We start from the raw sequence: 13,152 nt of genomic DNA on the forward strand, positions 1-13,152 counted from the left end.
GGGCTAGCGGGTCGCGCGGGTCCGGTGGCCGCCGGTGAGGTTGAGCCGGACCATCGCGGGAAGGCGGTGCAGGCCGAGCGTGGTGCGCAGGTTCGGGACGGCCTCGTCGTGCAACCGCGTGACCAGCGCCCCGAGGTCGGCCGGTTCCACGGCGGAGACACCCAGGTCGAGGCGTGGGTGATCGGACGGGCCGCGCAGCACGGCGTGCGCCCTGCGCACGTCCGGATAGGCACTGACCTGCTCGGCGAGGGCCTCGCTCGCGGGATGCGCGTCGACCTCGGTGACCCCCGCCGTGCCCGACTCGAGGCGCAGTCTGCGCAGCCGGTCGACCCGCAGCAGCGCCAGCAGCCAGGCCAGTCCGATGAGCGCGAGCACGGCGCCCACGGCGGCCAGGACCGGCCAGAACCACGGCGTCGTCGCCGCGAAGCTCCTGGTCCCGGCGTCCAGCACGGGGCGCCGCGCGGCGGCGCCGCCGAAGGCGCCGAGCGCCCGCGCGAGCGCCAGGCCGCCCGCGACCAGCGGCACCAGCCCGCACAGGGCGAGCCCGATGCGGTTGCCTTTGCCCGATCTCGTCCTCACAGCCGATCTCCTCCAGCGCTTGTCCGCCACCGTGCGAAGCGGGCTTCTGTGTGCCACGGCTCGTGAGCGCTCCACCAGGGCCCTCGTGGTCAGGACGGGCCGTTGACCCGGACGTGCAGCGAGACGTGGTGGGCCGGGGCGAGCCGGGCCAGTTCGTCGCCGACGGCCGCTCGCACACGCTCCCCGATCGCCGCCGTGTCGCGCAGGTCGGTCCGGACCGACACGTCGGCGTGCCAGCCGCGCATCCGCGCCCCGGCCGCGCGCACCCCGTCCACCGCGTTCGCCCTGGCTCTCAGCGCCCGCGCCAGCGTGCGTCGCGGCAGGCCGACCATCAGGTCGGGGTCCCCGGTTCGCAGCGCGACCATCCGCCCCCGTCCGGGAACCGCCGCGATCAGTATCAGCACCAGGCCGATCAGGGCCAGCGCGCCGGCCACCGCGAGGGCCCGGTCGTCGTTCCAGGCCGTGGTGCTCGCCGAGCGTGCCCACTGCTCGTACGGCACGATCCTGATGGGACGCCCCAGTAGCGCGGCGACCACATGGGCGGCGGTCAGACCGCCGATCGCCAACAGGGCGAGCGCGGCGACCGCGGCGGGCAGCCCTCGATTGGGCCGGAAGGCCCGGGTGGCTCTCGCGCCCTCGAACCCCCGAGCAGGCACGAAGAGCGGGAGCTTCTCAGACGGGCCTCGTCCTTCGGTCATCGCCCCTCCTCGGCCCGGGCCGCTGCTCGGGCACCAGCTCCACGACCTCGATGTCCACGTTCTCCACGGCGATGCCGGTGAGCTCCCGCAGCCGCCGCCGCACTCGTTCGCGGATCTCGGCGGCCAGCCGCGGCACCGGCGCCGGGTAGCGCACAGCCAGGTCGTAGTGGACCGCCGCGACCGCCCCGCTCACCGACGCCGACACGTGGGGCCGGCCGGTCACGTGCTCGTCCTCGCTCGCCAGTCTCTCGGCGATCTTCGTGAAGGCGCGGTCCGAGATCGTCGTCGTCCCGCGCGCCGCCGGCACGCTCACTGCCGTCTCGGGTGCATCTGCGGCAGGCGCACGCCGCCTTCGAGCACCATGCCGACGAAGAACCCGACGATGCCGAGCACCAGCACGATGAGGAACGCGTTGAGGCCGCCGAAGGCCCCGACGACCCCCAGCACGGTGCCGAACAGCAGTCCCGCGAGGGCCCAGACCGGATACCCTTCCATGATCAATCATTCCTTCCACTGTCGTCAGTGACCACGTCGGCGATCGTCACGTCCACCCTGCGGCCGCCCGCGAGGCCGCCGATCGCGTCACGGACCAGGTCTGCCACCTCCGGCAGCGGCCTGCCGTACCGGGCGACGACGTCGACCTCGATCGCGTCGTCCCGTACGGCGACACCCGCGACCTGACCACCGGGCAGGTATGTCGCGACCACCCCGAACGGTCCCCGGGACAGGCCGGCGACGTCGGGGCACGACAGCACACGGTCGGCGAGCCGCCGGGCGGACACCTCGCGTTCCTCGCCCTCCCGCTCCACGTCCGCCCTCTCCGGAACGGTGTTCACAGGACTCGCGGCTCCCCTTCGGCGGACTCCTGCGCCTCCTCCTGCCTCGGCAGGTGGACGTCGTCGACCGCGATGTTCACCTCGGTGACCTCCAGCCCGCACATGCGCTCCACGGCGCGGATCACGTGACTGCGCACCGCCTGCGCGAGGTCGGGGATCGCGACGCCGTACTCGACGATGAGATGGATGTCCACGGCGGCCTGCCGCTCGCCGACCTCCACCGCCATGCCCCGGGTGACGCCGTTCTCGCCGCCGAACGCGCCCTTGATCGCGCCGAACGCGCGGGCCGTGCCGGTGCCGAAGTCGTGGACCCCGTCGATCTCGCGGGCCGCCATGCCGGCGATCTTGGCGACCACTCCGTCGGCGATCGTGGTGCGGCCCCGCTCGGTCACCAGGCCGGAACCGCCCTGCACTCCGAAAGACCGCCCGGACGCCTGCTCGACGGTCGCGGTCGACGTTCTGGTTTCGGTCATGTGACTCCCCCGCTTCGTACGCGCGGTTCGTGCCGCTTCCCGCCGATACATGCCCGTGATACCCAATTTGCGCACAGTAATCAGACCAGGCAGGGCGAGGTTGGGTCAGCGGAAACTCTCGAACCCCCCAAGGGGGACGAGCCCTCGGCGGAGGCAGAGTCAACGGCCTTAACGCGGAGATCAAGTCGGACCAAAACTGACCGGTATGTCCGAGATCGAGTTTTTCTGTGCCCGTCTAGGGCATTCATACCGTTCAGTCGGGTCGCAGCGCCGCGTGGCGAGCCGGGCGGTCGTCCGGGGGCCGGCGCTACGGGGGCGGGCCAGTAGGAGGCGCGATCATGAAGGACGGACTGAAGGTGGCTCTGGCGGTCATCGCGGGCTACTACCTCGGCCGGCACCAGAAGCTCCGTTTCGCGCTGATGCTGGCGCTGGCCATCCTCGCCGCCCGCCTCAAGGGAGAGGGAGCGGCGGGCGCCCTGCTGGAACAGGTCCCCAAGATCCTGGGTGGAGCCGCCCCCGACGTCGGCAAGATCACCGAACGCGTGCGCGGCGACCTGCTGGACATCGGCAAGGCGGCGGCCATGCGCGCCACCAGCAAGCAGATCGACAACCTGAGCGACAAGCTGCACGAACGCGCCGAGGCGCTGCGGCACCCCAAGGGCAAGGGCCGGGCCGCGGAGGAGGAAGAGGAAGAAGAGGAGCGGCCGGAGGAGAGCCGCCGCCGCGCGCCCCGCCGCCGCCCGCCGCGGCGCGAACCCGAGCGCGAAGAGGCCTACGACGAGGAAGAGGAGTACGAGGAGGAGCCCCACGAGGAGGAGGCCGAGGAGCCCGAACCCGAGGAGCGGCGCCGGCCCCGGATCCGTCCCACCCGTCCCGTGCTGCGGAGGCGGTGAGACCGATGACCGAACAGACACGGGAACGCGACCAGGACACGCGGGCGCCGGACGAGGGGACGCTGCCCACCCAGCGGCTCGGGGAGGAGTTCCAGAACCTCGCCACCGCCGTCGCGGAACGCGCCCTGTCCCGGGTCGCCGAGAAGATCGACGGCCTGGCCGGCCGTCTCACCGACTACGTGGAACACGGCGGCTCCGGGCTGTTCAGCGCGCTCACCGGAAAGGAGGGCGGCGGACGGGAGGCGCTCGGCGGGGTGCTCGGCGCCCTCACCGGCGGCCGGGACGCCCGGGCACTGCTCAAGACGGTGGCCGACCGGCTCGGTGCGACGGGCGGAGGCGGACTGCTCAGTGCTCTCACCGAGGACGGCGGGGGCAGTCACCCCGTACGCGCGGCCCTCATGGCGTACGGCAAGGAGAAGATCAAGGGCCTGTTCGGCGGCGGGGGCGGGGGCAAGGGCCGCAAGGGCAAGAAGCTCAAGGTCACCAACATCGTCGAGTCACTCGACGTCGGCGCGCCCATCCGCCTGGTCTACAACCAGTGGACGCAGTTCGAGGACTGGCCGAGCTTCATGAAGAAGGTCGAGACCGTCGAGCAGAAGTCCGACGAGAAGCTCGGCTGGAAGGCCCAGATCTTCTGGTCCCACCGCACGTGGGAGTCGACCATCATCGAGCAGGTCCCCGACAGCAGGATCATATGGCGCTCGCAGGGGCCGAAGGGCTTCCCTGACGGCAGCGTGACCTTCCACGAGGTAACTCCCGAACTGACCCGGGTGCTCCTCGTCGTCGAGTATCACCCGCAGGGTCTCTTCGAGCGCATCGGGAACCTGTGGCGTGCCCAGGGCCGCCGGGTCCGGCTCGAGTTCAAGCACTTCAGACGGCACGTCATGACCAACGCCCTGCTTAATCCCGACGACGTCGAGGGCTGGCGGGGCGAGATCCGCGACAGCCAGGTCGTCAAGGACCACGAGACGGCGCTGCGCGAGGAGCGCGAGCGCGAGGAGGGCCCCGAGGAGGAGTTCGAGGAGCCCGAGGAGGAGCCCGAGGAGCAGGCCGAAGAGGAGGAGCCGTACGAGGAGCCGTACGAGGAAGAGGAAGAGGAGCCCGGGCGGGCACGCAGGCCCGCCTACGCGGGCGCCGCGGCCGGCGGTCAGGGCGGGTCGACGGCCACCCGCAGGCGCGGGGCCGAACCCGCGGAGCGCGGCACGCGGGCACCGGACCGGCGGCGCGAAGCGGAGGCCGAGCAGGACCGCGGCGGCGAGCCCCGCAGGGGCGAGCAGACGCGCAGGAACGAGGAAGCCGAGGAGCCGGGCGAGCGGACGCGCAGGAGCGAGGAGACCGAGAAGACGGGCGACCAGCGGAAGCCGGCGCGCCGTCCGCTGATCCGGCGCCGCCGGTCCTCGCAGTAGCGGACACGAGCGGCGGCGGGGGCGGCCAATGATCGCAGACATCACACACTCGAGGAGGGGAAACGCATGACGGTAGCCGTTCCACCAGCGGGTGGCGGCGGACTGCCGGGCCGGTCATCGGGATCGGGCCTGGCCGACGTCATTGACACGATCCTGGACAAGGGCCTCGTGATCGACGCCTACGTACGGGTTTCACTGGTCGGCATCGAGATTCTCACCATCGACGTACGCGTCGTCGTCGCGAGCGTCGACACCTACCTCCGTTTCGCCGAGGCGGTGAACCGGCTGGACCTGGCATCGCAGCAGCAGGGGCTGCCCGACCTCCTGTCGAGCGCGCCCCAGAGCATCGCTCGCGGCAAGTCCAAGGGCGTGGCCCAGGGCGTGCTGGAGGCGGCCGGGGAGAAGCTGCAGGACATGTTGGCGAGCTACGCGGAGGAAGAACCCGCCCCGCGTGCCCGCCGTCGTCGACGGGAGGATGACTGAGATGTCGGGCTCCATCAAGCAGTCCGGGGCGGGCGACCGGGCCGAGGCCGCCCGGCGCGACACCGCGTGCTACGTCTACGGCATCCTCCCCGAGGACGTGGAGATCAGCGAGGACGCCGTCGGCGTGGGTGAGCCCCCCGGCCAGGTCAAGATCATCCGCCATGGTGAAATCGCGGCTCTGGTGAGCGACGTGGATGTGGACCGCCCCCTCGGCCGCGCACAGGACCTGGTGGCCCACGAGCAGCTGCTCGACGAGGCCGCGGCCGAGGTCCCCGTGCTCCCCCTGCGGTTCGGCGCGGTGATGACCACGCCCGAGGCGGTCGTGGAGGAACTGCTGGCCCCGCACCACGACTCGTTCGCGGCCGCCCTCAAGCAGATCGAGGGGCGCGCCCAGTTCGTCCTCAAGGCGCGGTACGCCGAGCAGCCGGTGCTGGTCGAGGTGCTGACGGAGAACGCCGAGGCCAGACAGTTGCGCGACCGGATCAGGCAGTTGCCGGAAGAGGTGACGCGCAACGAACGGATCCGGCTCGGCGAGCTGATCACGCAGATCATCGCGGCGAAGCGCGAGGCCGACACGCAGGCCGTCGTCGAACGCTTCGAGCCCTTCACCGCCGGCGTGGTCGTCCGGGATCCCAGTCACGAGCGGGACGCCGCGCACGTCGCGTTCCTCGTCGAGAACGACCGCCAGACCGACTTCGAACGCGCCGTCGGGGAGTTGCGCTCCGAGTGGGGCGACCGGGTCGAGGTCCGCCTGCTCGGGCCGATGGCGCCGTACGACTTCGTCACCACGTGACCCAAGAGGGGAGGCCGCCGTGGGACTGATCAGTGCGCTGTTCACCTGGCCGCTCGCCCCGGTCCACGGAGTGATCCGGCTGGGCGAGCTGATCCAGAAGCAGGTCGAGCATGAGCTGAGGGACCCGGCGGCGGTCCGGCGGCGGCTGGAGGCCATCGAGGAGGCCAGGCGCTCGGGCCAGATCTCCGAAGAGGAGGAGGCCCAGGCCGTGGAGGAGATCCTCAGGCTCATGAGCGGCCCGCGGAGGGGGTGATCGTCCCATGCCTCCCCGGCGGAGAGCCCGGTACGACGAGGACGCCGCGCCATACCGGCGGCGGGCCTCCTCCGGCGTGCCCGCCGGGGAGGACGGGCCGTACGGCGAGTCCGAGGGCGACGAGGAGGACGAGCGCGGAGGTGAGCGCGGGGCGGAGCCGCGCCGGCGCAGGGCCGCGCTGAACGCGGTGTCCGCCGGCCGGCTCGGCCTGCGGTACATCGCGGACCTGACTTCCAAGGACACCGAGGGGGTCACGTCGGTGGAACCCGTGGAGGACGGCTGGCTGGTGGACGTCGAGGTCGTCGAGGACCGCAGGATCCCGTCCACCAGCGACATGCTGTCGATCTACGAGTGCCAGGTGGACGACGAGGGCAACCTCATGTCCTACCGGCGCACCCGGACCTACCGGCGCGGCACGGGCGCCTACGGCGGTGGGCTATGACCGATCCCCGCTCGCGTCCCGTCCTGCGCGAGTCGTACGCGCCGCCGCCCGTGATGGGCCGGGAGTCGACCAACCTGGGCGACATCCTGGAGCGCGTGCTCGACCGGGGCATCGTGATCGCCGGCGACATCCGGGTGAACCTGCTGGAGATCGAGCTGCTGACCATCAAGCTGCGGCTGGTCATCGCCTCGGTGGACACCGCGCGGGAGATCGGTATCGACTGGTGGGAGCGCGACCCGTGGCTCAGCGGCAAGGACCGCGAACTGGTCGAGGAGAACCGGCGGCTCCGCGAGCGCCTGAACGCGGTCGAGGAGCGCCTGCTCGCCTGGGAGGAGCGGACGGAACTCGAAGCGGGCGAACGTGCGGGTGAGCGGCGGGGCGACCGCCAGGCCGAGGCCCGCGACCGGCGGCTCGGCCGTTCCCCCGGAACGGAGCCCGGTCATGAGTGAGAACCACACGGACGCCCCCGGACAGGGGGTCTACCTGTACGCGGTGACGCCGGGTGGGGAGCCTCCTCGTGACCTGCGTGGCGTGCTGGACGGGCCGGTCCGGCCCCTTTCCCACGGCGGGCTCGTGGCCCATGTCAGCGACGTGCCCCTCGACCGGTTCGGAGAGGAACCGCTGCGCCGGTCGCTGGAGGACCTCGACTGGGTGGAGGGAGTCGCCCGCGCCCACCACCGGGTCGTCGAGGCACTGGCGGCGGCCGGGCCGACGGCCCCCGTGCGCCTCGTGACCGTCTACACCGGCGAGGAGCAGGTCCGTGACCTGCTCGACCGGCGGCACGACGACTTCGCCGAGATCCTGTCGCGGGTCGCGGGGCGGCGGGAGTGGGGCGTCAAGGCGTACCTGCGCAGGCAGACGCCGCAGCCCGCGCCGGTGCCTCCGGCCACGACCACGGCCGGCGGCGACAGCCCCGGCATGGCGTACCTGCGTCGGAAGAAGGAGAACCTGCGCGGCAGAGAGGACCTGTGGCGCGCGGCGGCCGAGCGGGCCGAGGACCTGCACGCCGAACTGGGACGGTTCGCGGTGGCGAGCCTTCGCCACCGCCCGCAGGACCCCCAGTTGTCCGGGCGGAGCGAGGCGATGGTGCTCAACGGCGCCTATCTGGTGGATCCGGCCCGCGAGGAGGAGTTCGCCGCCGTGCTCGGCGGTTTCCGCGACCGGTTCCTGGACGTCGAGCTCACCGGCCCGTGGGCGCCCTACTCCTTCACCTCGGTCGACCTCGGGGCCGGCCGGGCCGGAGGTGTGCGATGACGCCCGGCGGCATCCCGGCGTACCTGCCGGAGCGGCAGAGGGACACCTCTCTCGCCGCCGGGGGCCGCCTGCCGCCCGAGCGCGTGGCGCTCGTCGACCTGCTCGACCGGCTGCTCGCGGGCGGCGTGGTGATCACCGGCGACATCGTGCTGTCGATCGCCGACATCGACCTCGTCCGCATCTCCCTGCGGGCGCTGCTCGGCTCCGTACGCGGCACCGAGCCGTTCGACCCGCTCGGCCGGCCGGACGCGGAGAACGGGCGATATCGGCCCCGGCAGGAGGGGGAACGAGGATGACCGGCGCCGGTGGTGAGACCAGGAACGGAGCGTGGGACACCGCGGAGGGACCGTGGCGGATGGGCGTGCCAACCGGGGCGGACCGCATGGACGGCACGGACGGCACGGCCGGCGCGGAGACCGCGAGGGCGGGCCCCTGGCGGCTGAACACCGACCCGGAGGCGGTGCGGCGCGACCTGAGCCGCCTGGTGCTGACGCTCGTCGAGCTGGTGCGCCAGCTCGTGGAACGGCAGGCCATCCGGCGGATGGACCAGGGCGACCTGTCGGACGAGCAGGTCGAGACGCTGGGCCTGACGCTGATGCGCCTGGAGGAGGCCATGACCGAGCTGTGCGAGCGGTTCGACGTCTCGCCGTCCGAGCTCAACCTCGACCTGGGACCCCTCGGCACGTTGCTGCCCACCGACGCGCCGTGACCGGCGGCGTGTACGACCAGGTCGCAGGGGTAGGCGCAGGGAATCGATCGGGGCGGAGGAGTCGTCATGAGTGTCGTCGGCCGGGACGAGGTCCGTGCGCTGCTGGAGTCGCCGTCGCCCGACGCGACGCTGGTGCTGGTGGGCGGACGGTGCGAGGTCGTGCCGGAGGAGCGGGCCGAGGGCCTGGTGATCGCCAGCCGGCGCGACCTGAGGAGCCTGGTGGGGGACGGCCCGGTGGACGACCTGCGGCTCGGCGAGCTCGCGGACCGGCTCGACACGGTGGCCCGCGAGCTGGGGGCGTGACAGGGCGGCCGGGCGGCCCCTGTGACACCGGGGGGAACGTATGGGGGAGTTCGATGCGGCCGCGTACGGGCGGACCATCGCGGACATCTACGACGAGATGGTGGAGCACGTGCCCACCGGACCGGCGGTCGAGCAGGTCTTCCGGCTGGCCCGGGGAGGGCCCGTCCTGGAGTTCGGGATCGGCACCGGCAGGCTGGCGCTCCCCATCGCCGCCCGCGGCCTGACCGTGGCGGGCGTCGACGGGTCTCCCGACATGGTGGCGGTCCTGCGGGGCAAGCCCGGCGGAGAACGCATCCCGGTGACCGTGGGCGACTTCTCCGAGGTGAGCGTCGAGGGACGGTTCGCGCTCGTCCTGCTGGCCTTCAACACCGTCTTCGCGCTGCCCTCGCAGGACGCCCAGGTGCGGTGCTTCCGCAACGCGGCGGCCCATCTGCGGCCCGGGGGGCGCTTCGTGATCGAGACCTGGGTGCCGGACCCGGCGGCCTTCCAGGACAGGACGGCGCTGCGGCTGCTGGCGCTCGGCGAGGACGAGGTCGTCGTCGAGGCCGCCCGGCTGAGCCCGGCCGAGCAGTTCATGCACACCACGAAACTGCGGATGACCGCGGACGGCCTGCGGCTGTTGCCGGCCGACCACCGCTACGCCTGGCCGTGCGAGCTGGATCTCATGGCCCGCCTCGCCGGGATGGAGCGGGAGCACCGCTGGGCCGACTGGTCCGGCGCTCCGTTCACCGACGACAGCCGCGCCCACGTGTCCGTCTACCGCCTGCTGGAGAGCTGATGCAGTTGCCCGCGCCCCGAGGCCCGCTGACCGAGCGGCTCTTCACGGAGCTGGCCCGGCCGCCGCACGCTTTCGCCCCGCCGCCCAGCGTCCCGTACGGCGGCCCGTTCGACGACGAGGACGCCCACCTCGCGCTGTTCGTCTGTTACGAGCTGCACTACCAGGCCTTCGACGGCGTCGACGACCGCTGGGAGTGGAACCCGTCGGTGCTGGCCCTGCGGGAGCGCCTGGAACGCTGGTTCGAGCGATGGCTGGCCCGGCGCGTGCCCCGCCCGCCCGCACCGCCGCCGCGGGAGGTGCCCCGCGCCCTGGCGGCGCTGGTGGCGGCCGACGACGGTCCCTCGCTGTCGGCGTTCATGCGGGCCGGAGCCGACGCGGAGCAGTTCCGCGAGTTCGTGATCCACCGCTCGATCTACCAGCTCAAGGAGGCCGACCCGCATACCTGGGGCATCCCGCGCCTGCTCGGCCGGCCGAAGGCGGCGCTCGTGGAGATCCAGTCCGACGAGTACGGCGGGGGCAGGCCGGAACGCATGCACTCCGAACTGTTCCGCGCGACCATGCGGGGACTCGGCCTCGACGACGCCTACGGCGCCTACCTCGTCGGCGTTCCCGGTGTGACGCTGGCGATCAGCAACGTCATGTCGCTGTTCGGGCTGCACCGCCGCCACCGGGCCGCCCTCCTCGGGCACCTCGCGGCGTTCGAGATGACCTCGTCGACCCCCAACCGCCGCTACAGCCAGGGCCTGCGGCGGCTGGGCGGGGACGCCGGCGTACGCCGCTACTACGACGAGCACGTGCAGGCCGACGCCGTACACGAGCAGATCGCCGTGCACGACTTGTGCGGCGCGTTCGCCGCCGAGCATGCCGGCCTGGCCGGGGACATCCTGTACGGCGCCGCCTGCGCGCTCACCCTCGACCGGCTCTTCGCGGAGCACCTGCTGGGCCGCTGGCGGGAAGGACGCACCTCCCTGTGGCGCGCGGACGCCGAGGCGACAACCCGATGACCACGCTCGACCGCCCAGGCGACAACCCGATGACCACGCTCGACCGCCCAGGCGACGACCCCGCCACCGCGCTCAGCCGCCGTCCGCCCGCACCACGCCGCCTCGTGCCGCCGTCCGCCTCCGTCACCTCAGAACCGGGCCAGGTCACGCCGGAGATCGACTACGTGCTGCCCCTGCGCTGGAACGACGACGCGGGACTCGCGGAGCTGACCGGTTATCTGCGCGGCCTTGCCCGGCATGCCCGGATCGTCGTGATCGACGGCTCACCGTCCCCGCTGTTCGAACGGCACGCGCGTGAGTGGCGCGGCATCGCCGAACACGTGCGGCCCGACGACGACCTCACGGTCGCGAACGGCAAGGTGGCAGGGGTGCTGAGTGGCATGCGCCGCGTCCGGAACGAGCACGTCGTCATCGCCGACGACGACGTGCGCTACGACGCGGACGCACTGGCCCGGGTCCACACCCTGCTCGGCCACGCCGACCTCGTCCGCCCGCAGAACCACTTCCACCCGCTCCCCTGGCACGCCCGCTGGGACAGCGCCCGCACCCTGCTCAACCGCGGCCTCGGCGCGGACTATCCGGGGACCTTCGGCGTGCGCCGCTCGACGTTCGAGAAGATGGGCGGCTACGACGGCGACGTGCTGTTCGAGAACCTGGAGCTCATCCGCACCGTCCGCGCCCACGGCGGCCGCGAGGTCCGCCCGCTCGACCTCTACGTGCGGCGTCTGCCGCCCGACACCCGCCGGTTCTGGTCCCAGCGGATCCGGCAGGCGTACGACGACCTCGCACAGCCCGCCCGGATGGCGGCCTTCCTCGCCGTCCTTCCCTGCGTGGGTATGGCTCTGTGGCGGCGCCGGCCCGAGTTGGTCGCAGCGGGCGCCGCGGCGGTGGTGGCCCTGGCCGAAATCGGACGCCGCCGCGCCGGGGGCCGCCGGGTCTTCCCCGCCACCTCCAGCCTGTTCGCCCCGGTCTGGGTCCTCGAACGCGCCACCTGCAGCTGGGCGGCCCTGACCGCCAGGCTCCTGCTCGGCGGCGTGCCGTACGCCGGACGACGCCTGCGCACCGCCGCCCACTCGACGCGCCGGCTCCGCCGCCGCGCACCCGCCCCGACGACCCCGACCGGCGTGCTTTCGTAATGCCGTCCATGCCTTGGGCCTGATCGTCCGCCACGACCTCGGGCGATGCAACCGATGACGCGGACCTTGGCCAGATGCCTGACGACTACGAGCCTTGGGCGGGCCCCGGTCACTGCGCCGGAAGGAACCTCCGGTCCTCGCGAAGTCCGCTCCGCTGGACCTTCGCTGCGGTCCTCGCTCCCTTCCGCTCCGCTCCCTCGATCCCGGCTTTCGTCAGGCGGGCGGGTCGGGTTCGCTCGTCGCCCGGAAGCCGACCACCTTGTGAGAGCCGTCGCAGAACGGCTTGGCCGAGGACCGGCCGCAGCGGCACAGCGCGACCGTGGCCCTGCCCGGGTCGATGCGCCGCCCGTCCTGCGTCGTCAGCGTGAACGGCCCGCGCACCAGCAGCGGGCCGTCCTCGCAGGGCGTCACGGTGACCGCCGTCACCGTGGCCGGGTCCTCCGCCATGTGCTCCATGCGGAGCAGCCTGCCCGGGACGGTGACGGCGTAACACCTGGTCAGCGATGGACGGTCAGTCCCATCGCGCGCAGTGTGCGGAAGGACTGAAGGCCCAGCACCCGGCCCGGTCCACGGCCGGTTCCTGCGCCGCGAACACCGATCCGGCGAACGGCGCTCTGATCGCGCCGGGTACGCCCGACGGGCTGGGCACGTCCGCCTTGACGCTCGGTGGGGCGAAGGCCCATCGCGGCGTCGCCGTGCCGCCCGCCTGTTCGCCGCCGGGGAGGGCGTGCGAGTGCCCGGACGTACGGCTCCGCCAGGGCGCCAGGCTCCAGCAGCCGGTCGTGCCGTCGTCTCCGCACCGGTGCTGCGTGTGGGCGACCAGCGGCGGCAGCGGCAGGTATCCCGGTATCACGAGGGGTGCGGCCGGCGGCTGTGCGCCCGCCGGAGGCGCCGCCACGGCACGACCGTTGAGCGACGGCACGGGGGTCACCCACGTCGAGTCGTCCGGAAGCGCCGGCACGACCGTGACCTCCGTCGTCGGCGTCACGGCCGGGAAGGCCGTCCGCGCCGATGTCGCGGTTCCGGGCGCCGAACCCGCCGCCGTGGGGACGGCGGGCGGGGTAGTGGGCCGGTTGGTGGGCGGGGCGGTGGTGGGGAGCGCGGTCGAGGTG

At 72.8% G+C, this 13,152-nt stretch carries 22 protein-coding genes; 14 read left to right on the forward strand and 8 right to left on the reverse strand.

Translation table 11 applies throughout. The features are described from left to right. Window positions 1-3 precede the first annotated feature (3 nt). The 6 genes from HHX41_RS31955 to HHX41_RS31980 form a co-directional block, all read right to left on the reverse strand. Window positions 4-579: an alkaline shock response membrane anchor protein AmaP gene (locus tag HHX41_RS31955; RefSeq protein ID WP_182908922.1), complete on the reverse strand. Its 576-nt coding sequence runs from the start codon at window positions 577-579 to the stop codon at window positions 4-6. Window positions 580-668: 89 nt separating this feature from the next. Beyond that, a complete protein-coding gene (locus HHX41_RS31960) occupies window positions 669-1,277 on the reverse strand; it encodes a DUF6286 domain-containing protein (RefSeq protein WP_182908923.1) in 609 nt (202 codons plus the stop codon). After that, entirely contained in the window at window positions 1,252-1,590 is a 339-nt protein-coding gene (locus tag HHX41_RS31965) for an Asp23/Gls24 family envelope stress response protein (protein WP_182908924.1), read from the reverse strand. Before HHX41_RS31965 ends, HHX41_RS31960 begins: the two co-directional genes overlap by 26 nt. Next, a complete protein-coding gene (locus HHX41_RS31970) occupies window positions 1,587-1,772 on the reverse strand; it encodes a hypothetical protein (RefSeq protein ID WP_169981632.1) in 186 nt (61 codons plus the stop codon). Before HHX41_RS31970 ends, HHX41_RS31965 begins: the two co-directional genes overlap by 4 nt. A 2-nt stretch (window positions 1,773-1,774) precedes the next feature. After that, window positions 1,775-2,113 (reverse strand): hypothetical protein, encoded by a 339-nt coding sequence (locus HHX41_RS31975; protein ID WP_310742283.1) that lies wholly within the window; start codon window positions 2,111-2,113, stop codon window positions 1,775-1,777. Then, on the reverse strand, window positions 2,110-2,586 hold the full coding sequence (locus tag HHX41_RS31980) for an Asp23/Gls24 family envelope stress response protein (RefSeq protein WP_182908925.1): 477 nt from the start codon (window positions 2,584-2,586) through the stop codon (window positions 2,110-2,112). The genes HHX41_RS31975 and HHX41_RS31980 overlap by 4 nt, the downstream gene beginning before the upstream one ends. 338 nt (window positions 2,587-2,924) lie before the next feature. Between HHX41_RS31980 and HHX41_RS31985 the strand changes: the two genes are divergently transcribed. The 14 genes from HHX41_RS31985 (at window position 2,925) to HHX41_RS32050 (ending at window position 12,040) form a co-directional block, all read left to right on the forward strand. Further along, window positions 2,925-3,479: a hypothetical protein gene (locus HHX41_RS31985; RefSeq protein ID WP_182908926.1), complete on the forward strand. Its 555-nt coding sequence runs from the start codon at window positions 2,925-2,927 to the stop codon at window positions 3,477-3,479. 5 nt (window positions 3,480-3,484) lie between these two features. Beyond that, entirely contained in the window at window positions 3,485-4,885 is a 1,401-nt protein-coding gene (locus HHX41_RS31990; protein WP_220504611.1) for an SRPBCC family protein, read from the forward strand. 66 nt (window positions 4,886-4,951) lie between these two features. After that, the gene (gene gvpJ / locus HHX41_RS31995; RefSeq protein ID WP_169981628.1) at window positions 4,952-5,368 is read left to right on the forward strand and encodes a gas vesicle protein GvpJ; all 417 of its coding nucleotides are present in this window, start codon (window positions 4,952-4,954) and stop codon (window positions 5,366-5,368) included. Between the two features lies 1 nt (window position 5,369). After that, entirely contained in the window at window positions 5,370-6,161 is a 792-nt protein-coding gene (locus HHX41_RS32000; RefSeq protein ID WP_169981627.1) for a GvpL/GvpF family gas vesicle protein, read from the forward strand. 19 nt (window positions 6,162-6,180) lie between these two features. Continuing rightward, window positions 6,181-6,414 (forward strand): gas vesicle protein GvpG, encoded by a 234-nt coding sequence (locus HHX41_RS32005; RefSeq protein ID WP_169981626.1) that lies wholly within the window; start codon window positions 6,181-6,183, stop codon window positions 6,412-6,414. A gap of 7 nt (window positions 6,415-6,421) precedes the next feature. Further along, the gene (gene gvpO, locus HHX41_RS32010; RefSeq protein ID WP_182908927.1) at window positions 6,422-6,856 is read left to right on the forward strand and encodes a gas vesicle protein GvpO; all 435 of its coding nucleotides are present in this window, start codon (window positions 6,422-6,424) and stop codon (window positions 6,854-6,856) included. Beyond that, complete coding sequence (locus HHX41_RS32015) at window positions 6,853-7,305, forward strand: gas vesicle protein (protein ID WP_169981624.1); 453 nt, start codon at window positions 6,853-6,855, stop codon at window positions 7,303-7,305. Before gvpO ends, HHX41_RS32015 begins: the two co-directional genes overlap by 4 nt. Beyond that, window positions 7,298-8,110: a GvpL/GvpF family gas vesicle protein gene (locus HHX41_RS32020; protein WP_182908928.1), complete on the forward strand. Its 813-nt coding sequence runs from the start codon at window positions 7,298-7,300 to the stop codon at window positions 8,108-8,110. The genes HHX41_RS32015 and HHX41_RS32020 overlap by 8 nt, the downstream gene beginning before the upstream one ends. Next, window positions 8,107-8,406 carry a gas vesicle protein gene (locus HHX41_RS32025; protein WP_182908929.1) on the forward strand — a complete coding sequence of 100 codons (300 nt, stop codon included), beginning with the start codon at window positions 8,107-8,109 and terminating at the stop codon, window positions 8,404-8,406. The genes HHX41_RS32020 and HHX41_RS32025 overlap by 4 nt, the downstream gene beginning before the upstream one ends. Next, on the forward strand, window positions 8,403-8,819 hold the full coding sequence (locus HHX41_RS32030) for a gas vesicle protein K (RefSeq protein ID WP_259401462.1): 417 nt from the start codon (window positions 8,403-8,405) through the stop codon (window positions 8,817-8,819). Before HHX41_RS32025 ends, HHX41_RS32030 begins: the two co-directional genes overlap by 4 nt. Window positions 8,820-8,885: 66 nt before the next feature. Then, window positions 8,886-9,122: a hypothetical protein gene (locus tag HHX41_RS32035; RefSeq protein ID WP_182908930.1), complete on the forward strand. Its 237-nt coding sequence runs from the start codon at window positions 8,886-8,888 to the stop codon at window positions 9,120-9,122. 40 nt (window positions 9,123-9,162) lie between these two features. Further along, complete coding sequence (locus HHX41_RS32040) at window positions 9,163-9,900, forward strand: class I SAM-dependent methyltransferase (RefSeq protein ID WP_182908931.1); 738 nt, start codon at window positions 9,163-9,165, stop codon at window positions 9,898-9,900. Further along, window positions 9,900-10,904 (forward strand): iron-containing redox enzyme family protein, encoded by a 1,005-nt coding sequence (locus HHX41_RS32045; RefSeq protein WP_182908932.1) that lies wholly within the window; start codon window positions 9,900-9,902, stop codon window positions 10,902-10,904. The genes HHX41_RS32040 and HHX41_RS32045 overlap by 1 nt, the downstream gene beginning before the upstream one ends. After that, the gene (locus tag HHX41_RS32050) at window positions 10,901-12,040 is read left to right on the forward strand and encodes a glycosyltransferase family 2 protein (RefSeq protein ID WP_259401463.1); all 1,140 of its coding nucleotides are present in this window, start codon (window positions 10,901-10,903) and stop codon (window positions 12,038-12,040) included. The genes HHX41_RS32045 and HHX41_RS32050 overlap by 4 nt, the downstream gene beginning before the upstream one ends. A gap of 213 nt (window positions 12,041-12,253) precedes the next feature. Here the strand turns inward: HHX41_RS32050 and HHX41_RS32055 are convergent, their stop codons facing one another. Together HHX41_RS32055 and HHX41_RS41225 are read right to left on the reverse strand one after the other, a co-directional pair. After that, window positions 12,254-12,496 (reverse strand): CDGSH iron-sulfur domain-containing protein, encoded by a 243-nt coding sequence (locus HHX41_RS32055; RefSeq protein WP_259401464.1) that lies wholly within the window; start codon window positions 12,494-12,496, stop codon window positions 12,254-12,256. A gap of 55 nt (window positions 12,497-12,551) precedes the next feature. Next, window positions 12,552-12,938 carry a hypothetical protein gene (locus HHX41_RS41225; protein ID WP_259401465.1) on the reverse strand — a complete coding sequence of 129 codons (387 nt, stop codon included), beginning with the start codon at window positions 12,936-12,938 and terminating at the stop codon, window positions 12,552-12,554. Window positions 12,939-13,152 lie beyond the last annotated feature (214 nt).

It is taken from the genome of Microbispora sp. H13382, assembly GCF_014161445.1.
Lineage (GTDB): Bacteria > Actinomycetota > Actinomycetes > Streptosporangiales > Streptosporangiaceae > Microbispora.

Excerpts from the sequence above, each read along its gene's own strand:
- HHX41_RS31960 (WP_182908923.1), bottom strand. The coding sequence starts at position 1,277 with ATGACCGAAGGACGAGGCCCGTCTGAGAAGCTCCCGCTCTTCGTGCCT.
- HHX41_RS31970 (WP_169981632.1), bottom strand. The coding sequence starts at position 1,772 with ATGGAAGGGTATCCGGTCTGGGCCCTCGCGGGACTGCTGTTCGGCACC.
- HHX41_RS31980 (WP_182908925.1), bottom strand. The coding sequence starts at position 2,586 with ATGACCGAAACCAGAACGTCGACCGCGACCGTCGAGCAGGCGTCCGGG.
- HHX41_RS31985 (WP_182908926.1), top strand. The coding sequence starts at position 2,925 with ATGAAGGACGGACTGAAGGTGGCTCTGGCGGTCATCGCGGGCTACTAC.
- HHX41_RS31990 (WP_220504611.1), top strand. The coding sequence starts at position 3,485 with ATGACCGAACAGACACGGGAACGCGACCAGGACACGCGGGCGCCGGAC.
- gvpJ (WP_169981628.1), top strand. The coding sequence starts at position 4,952 with ATGACGGTAGCCGTTCCACCAGCGGGTGGCGGCGGACTGCCGGGCCGG.
- HHX41_RS32000 (WP_169981627.1), top strand. The coding sequence starts at position 5,370 with ATGTCGGGCTCCATCAAGCAGTCCGGGGCGGGCGACCGGGCCGAGGCC.
- gvpO (WP_182908927.1), top strand. The coding sequence starts at position 6,422 with ATGCCTCCCCGGCGGAGAGCCCGGTACGACGAGGACGCCGCGCCATAC.
- HHX41_RS32015 (WP_169981624.1), top strand. The coding sequence starts at position 6,853 with ATGACCGATCCCCGCTCGCGTCCCGTCCTGCGCGAGTCGTACGCGCCG.
- HHX41_RS32020 (WP_182908928.1), top strand. The coding sequence starts at position 7,298 with ATGAGTGAGAACCACACGGACGCCCCCGGACAGGGGGTCTACCTGTAC.
- HHX41_RS32025 (WP_182908929.1), top strand. The coding sequence starts at position 8,107 with ATGACGCCCGGCGGCATCCCGGCGTACCTGCCGGAGCGGCAGAGGGAC.
- HHX41_RS32030 (WP_259401462.1), top strand. The coding sequence starts at position 8,403 with ATGACCGGCGCCGGTGGTGAGACCAGGAACGGAGCGTGGGACACCGCG.
- HHX41_RS32035 (WP_182908930.1), top strand. The coding sequence starts at position 8,886 with ATGAGTGTCGTCGGCCGGGACGAGGTCCGTGCGCTGCTGGAGTCGCCG.
- HHX41_RS32040 (WP_182908931.1), top strand. The coding sequence starts at position 9,163 with ATGGGGGAGTTCGATGCGGCCGCGTACGGGCGGACCATCGCGGACATC.
- HHX41_RS32045 (WP_182908932.1), top strand. The coding sequence starts at position 9,900 with ATGCAGTTGCCCGCGCCCCGAGGCCCGCTGACCGAGCGGCTCTTCACG.
- HHX41_RS32050 (WP_259401463.1), top strand. The coding sequence starts at position 10,901 with ATGACCACGCTCGACCGCCCAGGCGACAACCCGATGACCACGCTCGAC.
- HHX41_RS32055 (WP_259401464.1), bottom strand. The coding sequence starts at position 12,496 with ATGGAGCACATGGCGGAGGACCCGGCCACGGTGACGGCGGTCACCGTG.